General features: G+C 70.3%; 13 protein-coding genes and 2 tRNA genes. 12 read left to right on the forward strand and 3 right to left on the reverse strand.

What is annotated here, in order from left to right; all coding sequences use genetic code 11:
* The first annotated feature begins 46 nt into the window (after positions 1-46).
* Positions 47-1,114 carry an SCO2583 family membrane protein gene (locus IE212_RS08010; protein ID WP_190197024.1) on the forward strand — a complete coding sequence of 356 codons (1,068 nt, stop codon included), beginning with the start codon at positions 47-49 and terminating at the stop codon, positions 1,112-1,114.
* 36 nt (positions 1,115-1,150) lie between these two features.
* Here IE212_RS08010 and IE212_RS08015 read toward each other — a convergent pair whose 3' ends face one another.
* Complete coding sequence (locus tag IE212_RS08015; protein WP_190197353.1) at positions 1,151-2,275, reverse strand: M48 family metallopeptidase; 1,125 nt, start codon at positions 2,273-2,275, stop codon at positions 1,151-1,153.
* Positions 2,276-2,396: 121 nt separating this feature from the next.
* Here IE212_RS08015 and IE212_RS08020 point away from each other — a divergent pair, with 121 nt between their 5' ends.
* The 10 genes from IE212_RS08020 to IE212_RS08065 all read left to right on the forward strand — a co-directional run bounded on the left by IE212_RS08020 (position 2,397) and on the right by IE212_RS08065 (position 7,743).
* Positions 2,397-2,558, forward strand: coding sequence for a hypothetical protein (locus IE212_RS08020; protein WP_190197025.1), 162 nt, complete (start codon positions 2,397-2,399; stop codon positions 2,556-2,558).
* A 164-nt stretch (positions 2,559-2,722) separates the two neighbouring features.
* Positions 2,723-2,887 carry a hypothetical protein gene (locus IE212_RS08025; RefSeq protein ID WP_190197026.1) on the forward strand — a complete coding sequence of 55 codons (165 nt, stop codon included), beginning with the start codon at positions 2,723-2,725 and terminating at the stop codon, positions 2,885-2,887.
* Between the two features lie 184 nt (positions 2,888-3,071).
* Positions 3,072-3,815, forward strand: coding sequence for a nicotinate-nucleotide adenylyltransferase (gene nadD, locus IE212_RS08030; protein ID WP_190197027.1), 744 nt, complete (start codon positions 3,072-3,074; stop codon positions 3,813-3,815).
* Between the two features lie 16 nt (positions 3,816-3,831).
* Positions 3,832-5,556 carry an LCP family protein gene (locus IE212_RS08035; RefSeq protein WP_190197028.1) on the forward strand — a complete coding sequence of 575 codons (1,725 nt, stop codon included), beginning with the start codon at positions 3,832-3,834 and terminating at the stop codon, positions 5,554-5,556.
* A gap of 102 nt (positions 5,557-5,658) precedes the next feature.
* Positions 5,659-6,105: a ribosome silencing factor gene (gene rsfS, locus IE212_RS08040; RefSeq protein WP_190197029.1), complete on the forward strand. Its 447-nt coding sequence runs from the start codon at positions 5,659-5,661 to the stop codon at positions 6,103-6,105.
* A complete protein-coding gene (locus tag IE212_RS08045; protein ID WP_190197030.1) occupies positions 6,102-6,767 on the forward strand; it encodes a histidine phosphatase family protein in 666 nt (221 codons plus the stop codon). The genes rsfS and IE212_RS08045 overlap by 4 nt, the downstream gene beginning before the upstream one ends.
* A gap of 74 nt (positions 6,768-6,841) precedes the next feature.
* Positions 6,842-6,914, forward strand: a tRNA-Ala gene (locus IE212_RS08050).
* 200 nt (positions 6,915-7,114) lie between these two features.
* The gene (locus tag IE212_RS08055) at positions 7,115-7,288 is read left to right on the forward strand and encodes a hypothetical protein (RefSeq protein ID WP_190197031.1); all 174 of its coding nucleotides are present in this window, start codon (positions 7,115-7,117) and stop codon (positions 7,286-7,288) included.
* A gap of 3 nt (positions 7,289-7,291) precedes the next feature.
* On the forward strand, positions 7,292-7,525 hold the full coding sequence (locus IE212_RS08060; protein ID WP_019523121.1) for a hypothetical protein: 234 nt from the start codon (positions 7,292-7,294) through the stop codon (positions 7,523-7,525).
* Positions 7,526-7,670: 145 nt separating this feature from the next.
* A tRNA-Ala gene (locus IE212_RS08065) sits at positions 7,671-7,743 on the forward strand.
* 101 nt (positions 7,744-7,844) lie between these two features.
* On the opposite strand, the gene IE212_RS08070 is transcribed toward IE212_RS08065, so the two are convergent.
* The gene (locus IE212_RS08070; RefSeq protein WP_190197032.1) at positions 7,845-9,458 is read right to left on the reverse strand and encodes an NADH-quinone oxidoreductase subunit NuoF family protein; all 1,614 of its coding nucleotides are present in this window, start codon (positions 9,456-9,458) and stop codon (positions 7,845-7,847) included.
* Positions 9,455-10,717 carry a ferric reductase-like transmembrane domain-containing protein gene (locus IE212_RS08075; protein WP_190197033.1) on the reverse strand — a complete coding sequence of 421 codons (1,263 nt, stop codon included), beginning with the start codon at positions 10,715-10,717 and terminating at the stop codon, positions 9,455-9,457. The genes IE212_RS08070 and IE212_RS08075 overlap by 4 nt, the downstream gene beginning before the upstream one ends.
* Before the next feature lie 466 nt (positions 10,718-11,183).
* Between IE212_RS08075 and leuS the strand changes: the two genes are divergently transcribed.
* Positions 11,184-14,066, forward strand: coding sequence for a leucine--tRNA ligase (leuS, locus tag IE212_RS08080; RefSeq protein ID WP_190197034.1), 2,883 nt, complete (start codon positions 11,184-11,186; stop codon positions 14,064-14,066).
* Positions 14,067-14,140 lie beyond the last annotated feature (74 nt).

The raw sequence follows: 14,140 nt of genomic DNA on the forward strand, positions 1-14,140 counted from the left end.
CGGAACAGGGCGTTTACCCGAGCTTCCGGCGACCTACCCTGAAGATATGGGCGGGCCTGCAGACCCACCTGAGGGGCCCGAGGGCGCTCCCGGAGGTGGAGAGGACGAGTACCGATCCGTCGTCTTCGACGAGTCGTTCGTCCGTGCTGCCCGCCTCCAGGAGTTCTCCGCCCAGGAGCGCATCTCCGACCACGCGCCCGCCGTGCGCCGCCGCCCGCCCGTGCGCCGCGGCCTGTCCCGGCAGGCGCTGGTCCTGGTCCTGCTGATCGCCGTCGCCTTCGGCACCGCGATCTACATGGGTGTCCGGCACCCCTACCAGGCCCCCGCCGCCAAGGAGACCGCCGAGCCCCTGCGGATGACGGTCATCCCGCTCGTCCCCGAGGGCAAGGTGCCCGGCACGGCCGACACGGCCTATCTGTACGAGCACAGCCCCGCCGCGCAGTTCAAGTCGGGCGCGGAGGGCGTACCACTGCCCGCCTCACGGCGCACCGAGCACTTCTCGGACAGCCAGGTGGTGACCGCCCTCAGCACCGCCAAGGACTACATCGTCCGGTCCGCCCTCGACCCGGAGGTGCTCACCGGCGGTGAGGTGCGTGCCGTCCGGGTCCTGCTCGACTCCGACCAACTGGACCAGTTCGACCAGAGCTTCGCCCGCCCCACGGCGGACGGACGCCACGCGCCCACCGGCTGGCTCGTCCGCTTCGATCCCTCCCGCGCCGAGCTCGCGGACCGTCATGTGCGGGTCCAGGGAACGCTGCAGGCCGCCGAGGCCGACGCGTCCACGCTCGAAGTCACCGCGGACCACACGTTCGTGTACGCGCTGCGGCCGGCCGGGGCCGGTGACGAGGCCGAGGTGTCCCTGTTCACCGTTCGGCGCGAACTGCACTTCCGCTTCGACCGCGAGAACCTGCGCCTGCATCAGGCCCAGCTCGTCGTCTCCTACCTTCAGGCCGGCCCGCTCTCCTGCGCCGAGGACTCCACACACCACCTGCGCCCCCTGCTCGCCGGCCAGACGGCCAAGGAAGGCGGCCCCGCCGGCACGGACCCCTACGCCACCGGCAGCGCCACGGCCCTGTGTGGCTCGCTGGCGACCAGCGCGCAGCCGAAGGTGTGAGGCGGGCGGGCCCTCACGGGCGGGTGCGGGCCCGGATCAGCTGTCGTCGCGCGGCGGCCGGTCGTCCCCCGACGGGTCCGGTGCGTCCGGGCCCTGAGTGCCCCCCGGCGGCTTCGGGGACGGGTTGGTGAAGCCGCCGAAGCCGCGGCGGACCCGGTCGCCCAGGTCGCCGGCGCCGCCCGCGAGGTCGGTGACCAGCTTCATCAGCGGGTCCTTGGAGCTCTTCACATGGGTGCTGTAGTGGTTCGCCGACTCCCGCCAGGAATCGCGGACCGAGGTGTCCTTGTCCTCGTCGCGCCGCGGGTAGTGGCCGTCCATGATCCGCTGGTGGTCCCGGGACTCGGCCCACTTCTTCAGCTCGGCCGCCCGCACCGTGGTGAACGGGTGGGAGCGGGGCAGCACGTTCAGGATCTTCAGCACGGAGTCCCGCAGGTCGCCCCCGGCCTCGTACTCCTCGGCCTGCTCGAGGAACGCGTCCACGTTCATCTCGTGCAGGTGGTTGCCGCCCGCGATCTTCATCAGGCCCCGCATCGACGCCTGGAGGTCCTGCCCGACCAGCAGGCCCGCCCGGTCCGCGGACAGCTCCGACTTGCGGAACCACTCCCGCAGCCCGGTCACGATCGCCATGATCGCGAGATTGCCCAGCGGGATCCAGGCGACCCGGACGGCCAGGCTGGTCAGGAACAGCAGGATGGTCCGGTAGACCGAGTGCCCGGACAGCGCGTGCCCGACCTCGTGGCCGACGACCGCCCGCATCTCCTCCTCGTCGAGCAGCTCGACGAGGCCGGTGGTGACGACGATGACCGGCTCGTCCAGGCCGATGCACATCGCGTTCGGCTGCGGGTCCTGGCTCACGTACATCGGCGGGACCTTCTCCAGGTCCAGGATGTAGCAGGCGTCCCGCAGCATCACGTTCAAATGGGCGAACTGCCGGTCCGAGACCCGCACCGAGTCGGACAGGAACAGCAGCCTCAGACTGCGCTCGGGCAGCAGGCCGCTGAGCGCCTTGAACACCGTGTCGAACCCGCTCAGCTTGCGCAGCGCCACCAGGGCGGAACGGTCGGCCGGGTGCTCGTACGTGCGCGAGGAGATTCCGGGGAAGCGCCTGCGCTGCCTGCTGGGCACGCGCTCGTACCCGCTGTGCTCGTGGCCGTCGGACATGTCTTCCCCCATGCTCTGTATGGCCTTTGCGGCCCCTTGTGCGGCCTTTTGCTTCCCCGAGGCGGAGACCAGCCTAGGCGGAGTTACGGTGGTCGGGCAGTACAGGAAGGGGACCGCCGTCATGGAGCACCACTGGGCAGCCGCCCGGCTCGCCGAGGCCGCGACCGCCGCCGACCGTCAAGGGGGGCCGGGGATGCTCCGGATCGTTCTCGTCGTGATGATCGTGGGCTGTGTGCTGACCGGGTGGTTCCTGCTGCGTGGCTACAGACGGAAGGACGACTGAGGCGCCGGGGAGGTTCCCCGCCGGCCCCCGGGCCGGGGCCCGGCGGCGGTACGGGCCATCGCCCGCGGGACGAACAGGCGGAGTCGGCGTGATCGCGCCGAAGGTGCCCGCTTACGATGAGCCGACGTCTTTATCCCGCCCACACGCGATAGGTCCTGCCGAAGATGAGCTTCCACAGCACCGCTGCCCAGTTGGTCACCCTCGCCGCCGAGGGCGAGGAGCACGGCGGAAACCACGAGAGCCTCAGCCCCTACCTCACCGGCGGCGGCGCCCTCTTCGTCCTGCTGCTCATGCTGTGGATCACCACCCGCTTCAACCGCGACCGCTGAACCCGGCGGGGCGCCCCGCGCGGGGGCGCCCGGGGATCACGGGGACGGCCGGAGCCCTCAGGGATCCTTTCACCATGCCCGTCCGGGTCGCGCCGCCCGGCACCGCACCTCACCGCGTCGCCCGGCCTGATCGGACGCTCATGGTGGAAGGACCCCTCAGGCAGGGCCGGTAGGGTCTGCACGCATGGGAGAGCAGGACATGCCTACCGGTCCGGCGCACGAGACGCCGCACGACCCGGCAGCGGACACGGCGAGCGGCACCGAGCGACACTCGGAGCCCCGCCGTGCCGCCATGGTGGCCCGCCAGATCGACGGCCCCGGCAAGAGCCCGTCGCAGCCGGGCAGGCGCCGCCTCGGCGTCATGGGCGGCACCTTCGACCCGATCCACCACGGGCACCTGGTGGCGGCCAGCGAGGTCGCCGCGGCGTTCCACCTGGACGAGGTGGTCTTCGTCCCCACCGGCCAGCCCTGGCAGAAGAGCCACCGCAGCGTCTCCCCGGCCGAGGACCGCTACCTGATGACGGTCATCGCGACGGCCGAGAACCCGCAGTTCTCCGTGAGCCGCATCGACATCGACCGCGGCGGCCCGACCTACACCGTGGACACCCTGCGCGACCTGCGCGCACTCAACCCGGACACGGACCTCTTCTTCATCACGGGCGCCGACGCGCTCGCCCAGATCCTCACCTGGCGGGACAGCGAGGAGCTGTTCTCCCTCGCGCACTTCATCGGGGCCACCCGACCGGGCCACCACCTGGACGACTCCGGGCTCCCGGAGGGCGGCGTCTCGCTGGTGGAGGTTCCCGCCCTGGCCATCTCCTCCACGGACTGCCGTGCGAGAGTCGCCAAGGGCGACCCCATCTGGTATCTGGTGCCGGACGGAGTCGTGCGCTACATCGACAAGCGCGAGCTGTACCGCGGCGTCTGAGCCGAGAGGAGCACCGGTGAACGACCGATACGACGCGGGGGCCGCGGACCACGGCGCCGACGAGTACCAGCTCGTCGGCTACGACGAGTACGGCCGGCCTGTCTACCAGCAGGCCCAGGGGCTGCAGGCGCAGCAGCAGACGTACGACCCGTACGCCCAGCAGCACCAGCAGCACCAGCAGCACCAGCAGGGCTACGGCTACGACCCGTACGCCCAGGGCGGGCAGCAGCCCCCGTCGGCGTACGGCTACGGCAGCGGCCAGCAGCAGTCCGCGCACTCCTACGGCTCCTACGACCCCTACGCCACCGGCCCGCACCAGGGCGGCGCCCCGGCCCACGACCCCTACGGGCAGACGGGGCAGAGCGCGGCCGGCACGGCCCGGCAGCCCCGCGTCGCCGAACAGACCGCGCACATCCCGCAGCAGGCGGGACCGGCCGACGAGGAGGTCCGGGACCGGCCCGAGCCGGAGTACCGCACCGAGCAGTTCGCCTTCGTGGAGGAGCCCGACGGCAACTCCGAGGACGTCATCGACTGGCTGAAGTTCACCGAGAACCGCACCGAGCGCCGCGAGGAAGCCCGGCGCCGGGCCCGCAGCCGGATCGTCGCCCTGGTCGTCGTCCTCGCGCTCACCGCGGTCGGCGGCGTGGGCTACCTCTGGTACGCGGGGAAGCTGCCCGGCCTGTCCTCCGAGGGCACCGAGGCCGGCACCACCACCGCCACGGGCGCCCAGAAGCGCGATGTGATCGTCGTCCACCTGCACGACACCAAGGGCGATGAGACCGCCACGGCCCTCCTCGTCGACAACACCACCACCAAGCGGGGCACCACCGTCCTGGTGCCGAACTCCCTCGCCCTGACCAGCGACGACGGCACCACCACGACGCTCGCCGAGTCGGTCGACGACGACGGCTCCGACGGCACCCGCGACGCGCTCGACTCGGTCCTCGGCACCGACATCCAGGGCACCTGGCGGCTGGACACCCCCTACCTGCAGAACCTCGTCGACCTCGTCGGCAACATCGAGGTCGACACCGACACCGACGTCCCCGACCCCGCGGCCAAGAAGAAGGGCACGGCCCCGCTGGTCAACAAGGGCCAGGACCAGACCCTCAGCGGCAAGACGGCCGTCGCCTACGCCACCTACCGGGCGCCAGGGGAGGCCCAGAACGCCCAGCTGGAGCGCTTCGGGCAGGTCATGCAGGGCGTTCTGCGCAAGCTGTCGTCCGACCCGCAGGCCGCGACGACCACGATCCAGACACTGAACCAGATCCTCGACCCGTCCCTGACCGACAAGGACCTCGGCAGTTTCCTCGCCGGGCTCTCCGACCTCGCCAAGGGCGGCGACTACAAGACGGACCTGCTGCCCGTCCAGAGCGACGGCACCCTCAGCGCCCAGGCCGGCGCGAGGGTCGTCAAGAACGTCCTCGGCGGCACCGCCAAGAGCCCCGACAAGGACGCCGCCGTCAGCGTCTCCGTCCAGAACGCCAGTGGCTCCGAGGACAACGCCGAGAAGGCCCGCGTCGTGCTCCTCAACGGCGGCTTCACCTTCCTGAAGGGCGGAACGGCAGGCGCCCGGGCCACCTCGGAGGTCGTCTACGCCGACGCCGCCGGCAAGGCGAACGCCACCGAGGTCGCCAAGACCCTCGGCCTGCCCCCGGGTTCCGTCACGAAGGGCAGGATCTCGGCGAACGCCGACGTCTTGGTGGTTCTCGGCCAGGACTACAAGCCGTCGTCCGACTAGGCGGCAGGTGGAGCCCCCACACGATCCCCGTAATCGCGTGGGGGGCTCCAGGCGGTCCGTGAGACCCTTGGTGGCAAGTGACCGCCGACGGAAAGCCTTGTAGTGACCGTGACCGACCGCTCCCAGGAGCTGATCAACACCGCCGCCCAGGCGGCCGCCGACAAGCTGGCGCACGACATCGTCGCCTACGACGTCAGCGACGTGCTGTCCATCACCGACGCCTTCCTGCTGGCCTCCGCCCCCAATGACCGTCAGGTCAAGGCGATCGTCGACGAGATCGAGGAGCGCCTCCAGAAGGAACTCGGCGCCAAGCCGGTGCGCCGCGAGGGCGACCGCGAGGCCCGCTGGGTACTGCTCGACTACGTCGACATCGTCGTCCACGTCCAGCACAGCGAGGAGCGCGTCTTCTACGCCCTGGAGCGGCTGTGGAAGGACTGCCCGGAGCTCGAGCTGCCCGAGGACGCCAGGGCCACCCGGGGCAAGGCCGAGGAGCACGCCAAGCTGCAGGCCGCCGAGGAGGCGGCGGAGCTGGACGGAGACTGGCGGTGAGCGCCGTCAGTGAGGCGGGCCGGCCCGGCCGGGGCCGCCGCGTCATCCTGTGGCGGCACGGTCAGACCTCGTGGAACGTGGAGCGCCGCTTCCAGGGCACCACGGACGTCGCGCTCACCGAGACCGGCGTCGCCCAGGCCCGCCGCGCCGCCCGGCTGCTGGTGGCCCTGAAGCCGCACGCCATCGTCGCCTCCGACCTGCGGCGGGCCGCGAACACGGCCGCCGAGCTCGCCGCGCTCACCGGCCTCGACGTGGCCCACGACGAAGGGCTGCGCGAGACGTACGCGGGCGTCTGGCAGGGGCTGACGCACGACGAGATCATCGCCCGGCACGGTGAGGAGTACGCCGCGTGGAAGCGCGGCGAGCCGGTGCGCCGCGGTGGTGGCGAACTGGAGACGGAGGTCGCCGACCGCGCCGCCCCCGTGGTGCTGCGGCACGCCGAGAAGCTCCCCGAGGACGGCACGCTCGTCGTGGTCAGCCACGGCGGCACCATCCGCACCACCATCGGCCGTCTCCTCGGCCTGGATCCTTCCCACTGGGAGAGCCTCGGCGGTCTCTCCAACTGCTGCTGGTCCGTCCTCGGTGAGGGCGCCCGCGGCTGGCGGCTGCTGGAGCACAACGCCGGCACCCTGCCGGAACCGGTGCTCGGCGACGACGACTGACCCCGGATTTCACTTTCTGGCAGGTCGCAGGCTAAAGTTCTTCTTGTTCGCCCCGCCCGACGGGACAGAACAGAGGGGCTATAGCTCAGTTGGTAGAGCGCCTGCATGGCATGCAGGAGGTCAGGAGTTCAATTCTCCTTAGCTCCACGTCAAGATCCCGTTCCCTTCCAGGGGGCGGGATTTTTCGTGCCCCGGGTTTGAGTCGGTCACGCCTGCTCAGGCGTATACCTCTACGTCGCGACGCCTGCCGTGTCCGGACTGGTGCTGAGGCGTCGCTGACCGTATTGGTCCGGCCGTGGCAGAATCAAACGGCCGGAAGGGGGCGCGGCCCGACGGGAGGAGTAGCGATGCCTGCGAGCATCCTCGAGGAGGTCGACCACCTCCTCGGAGCAGCGTTGACCGGGGACATGTCCACCCGCCTCAGCTGCCCTTCCTGCGGTTCCGGGCATGTTGCCCAGATGCTCGGGGACAACGGCGGGATTTCCTACGTGTGCACGGCCTGCGGCCACAGCTGGAGCTGATCGATGGGTGCACACAGGCGGAAGTGCGACTGGTGCGGCAGCGGGACTCCGATCGTCCGCGACATGGAACCGCTCAATCCCGACTACCAGTACTGGTGCGAGGAGTGCGCACGGGCGCTGATCATAAAAGGCGACCCGATCGAGACGTACCGCGAGCTGGAGGGCGAGCCGATCTACGGCCGGCTTCTGGAGGAGCACTGCACGCTCAAGCGGTTCTACTCGTTCGTCACGGCCTGATGCCCGTCATAACGGGCATTTCAGGCAAGGCGAAACCGATTTGGTGTTGGGCCCGATGGACCAGTAATGTTGGCGTCGCCGCCAGGGAAACCGGGCGGACACCAAGGGGACATGCGGCTCCGCCGCGTGGCTCGGCTTGGTTCGAGGGGCTATAGCTCAGTTGGTAGAGCGCCTGCATGGCATGCAGGAGGTCAGGAGTTCAATTCTCCTTAGCTCCACAGAAGATGAGAAGGCGGGCCATCCGATCGGATGGCCCGCCTTCTTGTCGCGTGTACGCGTACGGCGGGCTCCCCGGAAGGGGAGCCCGCCGTACGTATGCTCAGCGGCCGAGAGCGCGGCGGCCGCGGCCCTGGGACAGGACCGGGAGGTTGCGCGAGGAGGCGCCCTGGGAGCGTGTGTCCTCCTCGATGCGCAGCGCCAGCGCCGGGCAACGGCGCACCGCGCGTAGAGCCTTGTCCTCGGCGTGCCGCGGCACCTTCGCCTGCGCCACGGTCGGGAAGCCGTCCGCGCCGAGCTGGAACACCTCGGGCAGCAGGTCCGCGCACAGGCCGTGGCCCCGGCACAGCGTCCAGTCGACGAAGATCTTCTGACGGCTGGGGCCGTTCTCCTCGGCCTCGCCGCCGCCCGGGATGCCCGTAGGGGCCCTGCCGCCCTCGAAGAGCGGCAGAACGCCCTCCACGCGCCGTCCGCAGCCGTTGCCGAGGACGTGGGCGGCCAGGTCGTCCGTGAACGCCTTGATGGTGGACTCCAGGAACATCGCGGAGCCGTCCGGGTGCGAGCACGCGCCGCGCCGCTTCACGTTCTTGGCGACCTGCTTGAGCGCCTCGAGGGCGGCCGGCCCGCCGCCGTTGAGGATGTCCTCCATGCCGCGCGCGGCGGCCGGCAGGCCGAGGTAGCAGGGGCCGCACTGGCCGGCGCTCTCCTCGGCCAGCCACTGGGCGACCCGCAGCGACTCGCCCAGCGGACAGGTGTCCTGACTGATCGGCAGGATCGCGCCGGCGCCCAGCGCGCCGCCCACCGCGTCCAGGGAGTTGCGGGAGACGATCGCCTCGTTGACCGTCGCCGCGTCGATCCACTTGCCGTGGTAACCGCCGGTGAGCACACCCTGCGGCACCGGCGGCGCACCGGCGAGCTGCAGGACGTAGCGCAGCGGCACGCCCGTCGGGACCTCGACGACCATGGGGCGGGCGACCGCCCCGGAGACCGTCAGCATGACGGTGCCCGGCTCGTCGTACAGGCCGGTGTTGCCGTAGCGCTCCGGGCCGATGCGGGCGGCGATGGCCAGCTGGGCGAAGGTCTCGGCGTTGGACAGCAGTGTGGGCGCGCCGCCCACGCCGTTCTGCGAGGCGCTGACCTTGCGGCCCGGCGGGACGGCCGGGCCGCCGTCGATCGAGCGGATCAGCGACGCCGCGGCACCGGTGACCATCCGGATCGGATTGCGCTGCACGCGCGCCCGCAGTGCCGACCGGCGGCCGTTGCTGAGGCCGCGTTCGGCGAGCGCGGCCTCCATGGAGCGCTGTGTGGACTCCCGGGTGACCCCCACCACGAGCGTGCGGGCACCCAGCGCCTCGGCGCACAGCAGCGCGCCGTCCAGGATCAGATGCGGGGCACGGTTGATCAGCACCGTGTCCTTGCGGCAGGCCGGCTCGTCCTCGCTTCCGTTGACGACGACGACCGGCCGGACGCCGCGCTTGATCGCCGCCTCGGCGACCGAGCGCAGCTTCTTGTGGAAGGGGAAGCCCGCGCCGCCGCGGCCCTTGAGGTTGATGCGTTCGGCGAGCTGCGCGAGCTGCTCGCCGCCCATCGGCTCGAGCGGCCCGTGCACCTTCAGGTGCATGGGCAGATCGAGCCGATCGACAAGGTCGAAGCCGGACGTGAGCTGAGGAAGGCCGACGACTCGGACTTCGGGTACGTCAGGCAAAGCCTCGTTCACTTAAAGCCTCCGGAAGGCGTGTTCCAAGGTTCGCCCGATCCCGGAGCGTCGAAGTCATAGGACGCACCGGGCGTTGTTTCAGTGGCGGGACCGCTGTTGTACGTGTCGTTCGGGTAGTACGTGTCGTAGACGGCGTTCGTCTCACTCGTGTCGTACACGTCACTCGATCCATAGCCGGAAGCGCCTGGAGTGCCATAGCCCGGGATGCTTTGTCCGGTGTCCTGCAGGGGGTTGTAGGGCGGGATGTTGAAGCCCGTGTCCTGCAGCGGGTCGTAGGCCGACGGCGGCGCCTCGCCGACCGGAGGCGGGGACGGGATCGGCCAGTTGCCCGAGGTGCTGGAGGGGCCGTCCACGGTCGGGATGGTCTGGGTCGGCTGCATGTCCAGCGGCAGCTCCGTGCGGGTGGTCGGCCCCGGTGCGAAGGCCTGGTCCTGGGACGGGCCCGACACGGCCCGGTAGGCGGCCGCGAAGCCGTTCGCGGGCTCCTTGGCCGTGGCGCGTTCCGCCTTCTCGAACAGCGGGCCCCTCGGGGAAGCGGTGGCGCCCGCGGCGGCTCCCCGGCTCTCGTATCCGGGCAGGGCCGAGCCGGCGGCCGCCCGGGAGCGGCTCTCCTCCAGGTCCCTGATGGCCTGGCTCTCCCCGGCGCCGATGAGCCCGGTCAGCTTGTCGGTGACCTTGCGCTTGACCTGGCGGGGAGCGGCGCGCAGGGCGAGGGCTCCGGCCACTCCGGCCACGGACAGGCCGTACAGGATGACGAAGATCGGCTTGGCCGCGCGACCCGCGTAGAGTCCGTGGATCAGGGCGGCGCACCAGGCCGGATAGGCCAGCATGTGCATGGCCCGCCAGCGGGCCGCGACGGGCGCGGGGGACGCGAAGCGGTTGCGCAGCACGCCCGTGACGCCCACGAAGATCATGAGCATGCTGGCGACGGTGCCGAGGCCGATCAGGAACGACCGGCCCGTGACCATCTCGTCGTCGGTGAGGGCCAGCCCGAAGGGGACGATGGCGGCCACCCAGGTGGTGTGTTCCAGGGCCAGCTTCACGCCGATGTGCACCAGCAGGAAGACGATCGAGGCGACCGCCGTGGTCCGGTGCACGGCCTGCGCCAGGATGCGCCTGCGGGTGTCGAGCAGGACCCGGTCCTGGGCGACCAGCCCCCAGATCACCGAGCAGGAGAGGCATACGAGGGCCAGCACGCCGGCGCCGAAGTTGAGGAACTCGGCGAACGAGTCGTCCGCGGTGGAGTCGTTTGGGTTCACGACCGGCCTCCCCACATCCCGGCGACCGGATGTAGCGAGCTGTTACTGCGATGAGGGTTCATGGGGGCAACTCCGAGCGGTTCGGGAAAGCGGTCCCGCTGCCGCACTCTAAACGGAGCCATACCGATGGGTACGAGGTTTGAGTTATTGCGTTGTTATCAAGAGACAATGTGCTTGTTGTGATGTCCCTTAGTGACTATTACGCGAAGTAACCTTTGACCATGGTTCAGCTTTTCGGGTACCGGGTGGCCCTCGCGGAGCGCCTCGCGGCGCGCTGAGGGCCTGCGGTACCCTATCGCCATGCGTGCCGTACGCCTTCTGCTTAGCGGGCCGCGCTGATCAGTCCCGGCCACCGGGCGAGCCGAGTGGCCGGAGTCAGCGCGGCGTCCCCTCCTGTGCGAGGGGATTTTTCGTTTCACGAACCCCACAGCCGCAGGCAGAGACGATCGATGGAGCTTTGAGGATCATGAGCGAGACGAACCCCGCTGCCGCTTCCGAGGTGGCAGCGCCGCACCGCTACACGGCCGCCATGGCAGCCGAGATCGAGGCACGCTGGCAGGACTTCTGGGACGCCGACGGCACCTACGCCGCGCCCAACCCGAAGGGTGACCTGGCGGGCGACCCGGGGATCGCCGCGCGGCCCAAGAAGTTCATCATGGACATGTTCCCGTACCCCTCCGGCGCGGGCCTGCACGTCGGTCACCCCCTGGGCTACATCGCCACCGACGTCTTCGCCCGCTTCCAGCGGATGACCGGGCACAACGTCCTGCACACCCTCGGCTTCGACGCCTTCGGCCTGCCCGCGGAGCAGTACGCGGTGCAGACCGGCACGCACCCGCGTGTGTCCACCGAGGCCAACATGGAGAACATGAAGTCCCAGCTGCGCCGGCTGGGACTGGGCCACGACAAGCGCCGGTCGTTCGCCACGATCGACCCGGACTACTACAAGTGGACCCAGTGGATCTTCCTGCAGATCTTCAACTCCTGGTACGACCACGAGGCGAAAAAGGCCCGTCCGATCTCCGAACTGGTCGCCCGGTTCGAGTCCGGTGAGCGGCCCGTACCGGGCCACACGCGGGCGTGGAGCGAGCTGACCGAGGCCGAGAAGGCCGACGTCCTGGGCGAGTTCCGGCTGGCCTACGCCTCCGACGCGCCGGTCAACTGGTGCCCCGGGCTGGGCACCGTGCTGGCCAACGAGGAGGTCACCGCCGAGGGCCGCTCCGAGCGCGGCAACTTCCCGGTCTTCAAGGCCAAGCTGCGCCAGTGGAACATGCGCATCACCGCCTACGCCGACCGGCTGCTGGAGGACCTGGACGCGCTGGACTGGCCCGAGGCCATCAAGCTGCAGCAGCGCAACTGGATCGGCCGCTCCGAGGGCGCCCGGGTCGACTTCCCCATCGACGGCGAGCGCATCACCGTCTTCACCACCCGCCCCGACACCCTGTTCGGCGCCACCTACATGGTGCTGGCGCCCGAGCACCCGCTGGTGGAGAAGTTCACACCGGACGCCTGGCCCGAGGGCACCCACGACGTCTGGACCGGCGGTCACGCGACCCCGGCCGAGGCCGTCGCCGCCTACCGCGCCCAGGCCGCCTCCAAGTCCGACGTCGAGCGCCAGGCCGAGGCCAAGGACAAGACCGGCGTCTTCATCGGCTCGTACGCGACCAACCCGGTCAACGGCGAGCAGATCCCGGTCTTCATCGCCGACTACGTGCTGATGGGCTACGGCACCGGCGCGATCATGGCCGTCCCGGCCGGTGACCAGCGGGACTTCGAGTTCGCGCGCGCCTTCGAGCTGCCGGTCCACTGCATCGTCGAGCCGACCGACGGCCGCGGCACGGACACCGCCACCTGGGAGAGCGCCTTCGCGTCGCACGACGCGAGGATCATCAACTCGTCGAACGACGAGGTCAGCCTGGACGGCCTGGGCGTCGCCGAGGCCAAGGCGCGCATCACCGAATGGCTGGAGAACAAGGGCATCGGCGAAGGCACCGTCAACTTCCGTCTGCGTGACTGGCTGTTCAGCCGCCAGCGCTACTGGGGCGAGCCCTTCCCGATCGTCTACGACGAGGACGGCATCGCCCACGCGCTGCCCGAGTCGATGCTGCCGCTGGAACTGCCCGAGGTCGAGGACTACTCGCCGCGCACCTTCGACCCGGACGACGCCGACACCCAGCCCGAGACGCCGCTGTCGCGCAACGAGGACTGGGTCAACGTGACGCTGGACCTGGGCGACGGGCCGAAGAAGTACCGCCGCGAGACCAACACCATGCCCAACTGGGCCGGTTCCTGCTGGTACGAGCTGCGCTACCTGGACCCGCACAACAGCGAGAAGCTGGTCGACCCGGAGATCGAGCAGTACTGGATGGGCCCGCGCGAGGGTATGCCACACGGCGGCGTCGACCTGTACGTCGGCGGGGCCGAGCACGCCGTGCTGCACCTGCTGTACGCGCGCTTCTGGTCCAAGGTGCTGTTCGACCTGGGACACGTCTCCTCGGCCGAGCCGTTCCACAAGCTGTTCAACCAGGGCATGATCCAGGCCTACGTGTACCGCGACAGCCGTGGCATCGCGGTGCCGGCCGCCGAGGTGGAGGAGCGCGACGGCGCCTACTACTACCAGGGCGAGAAGGTCTCCCGGCTGCTGGGCAAGATGGGCAAGTCGCTGAAGAACGCCGTCACCCCGGACGAGATCTGCGAGGAGTACGGCGCCGACACGCTGCGCCTGTACGAGATGGCGATGGGCCCGCTGGACGTCTCCCGGCCCTGGGACACGCGCGCGGTGGTCGGCCAGTTCCGGCTGCTGCAGCGGCTGTGGCGCAACATCGTCGACGAGGCCACCGGCGAGGTGACCGTCGTCGACGTCGAGGAGGCCGACATCGACGGGGAGACGCTGCGCGCCCTGCACAAGGCCATCGACGGGGTGCGCGGCGACCTGGAGGGCATGCGGTTCAACACCGCCATCGCCAAGGTCACCGAGCTGAACAACCACCTGACCAAGGCCGGCGGGGCCGTGCCGCGCTCCGTGGCCGAGCCGCTGGTGCTGATGGTCGCGCCGCTGGCCCCGCACATCGCCGAGGAGCTGTGGCGCAGGCTGGGTCACGAGGACTCGGTGGTGCACCAGGCCTTCCCGGTGGCCGACCCGGCGTACGTGGTCGACGAGACCGTGACATGTGTGGTGCAGGTCAAGGGCAAGGTGAAGGCGCGCCTGGAGGTCTCGCCGTCCGTCTCCGACGAGGAGCTGGAGAAGGTCGCGCTGGCCGACGAGAAGGTCGTCGCCGCGCTGGGCGGGGCCGGGATCCGGAAGGTGATCGTGCGGGCCCCCAAGCTGGTGAACATCGTCCCCGCGTGACCGCGAGGGGTTCGGGCCGCCATCAGGGTGACCCCCGAGTGATCCCCTAGTGGTCCTCTACGGGCAGGTTCGGG

Source organism: Streptomyces djakartensis (assembly GCF_014651075.1).
Classification (GTDB): Bacteria; Actinomycetota; Actinomycetes; order Streptomycetales; family Streptomycetaceae; genus Streptomyces; species Streptomyces djakartensis.

Excerpts from the sequence above, each read along its gene's own strand:
- IE212_RS08025 (WP_190197026.1), top strand. The coding sequence starts at position 2,723 with ATGAGCTTCCACAGCACCGCTGCCCAGTTGGTCACCCTCGCCGCCGAG.
- IE212_RS08015 (WP_190197353.1), bottom strand. The coding sequence starts at position 2,275 with ATGTCCGACGGCCACGAGCACAGCGGGTACGAGCGCGTGCCCAGCAGG.
- IE212_RS08055 (WP_190197031.1), top strand. The coding sequence starts at position 7,115 with ATGCCTGCGAGCATCCTCGAGGAGGTCGACCACCTCCTCGGAGCAGCG.
- IE212_RS08060 (WP_019523121.1), top strand. The coding sequence starts at position 7,292 with ATGGGTGCACACAGGCGGAAGTGCGACTGGTGCGGCAGCGGGACTCCG.
- leuS (WP_190197034.1), top strand. The coding sequence starts at position 11,184 with ATGAGCGAGACGAACCCCGCTGCCGCTTCCGAGGTGGCAGCGCCGCAC.
- IE212_RS08010 (WP_190197024.1), top strand. The coding sequence starts at position 47 with ATGGGCGGGCCTGCAGACCCACCTGAGGGGCCCGAGGGCGCTCCCGGA.
- nadD (WP_190197027.1), top strand. The coding sequence starts at position 3,072 with ATGGGAGAGCAGGACATGCCTACCGGTCCGGCGCACGAGACGCCGCAC.
- IE212_RS08020 (WP_190197025.1), top strand. The coding sequence starts at position 2,397 with ATGGAGCACCACTGGGCAGCCGCCCGGCTCGCCGAGGCCGCGACCGCC.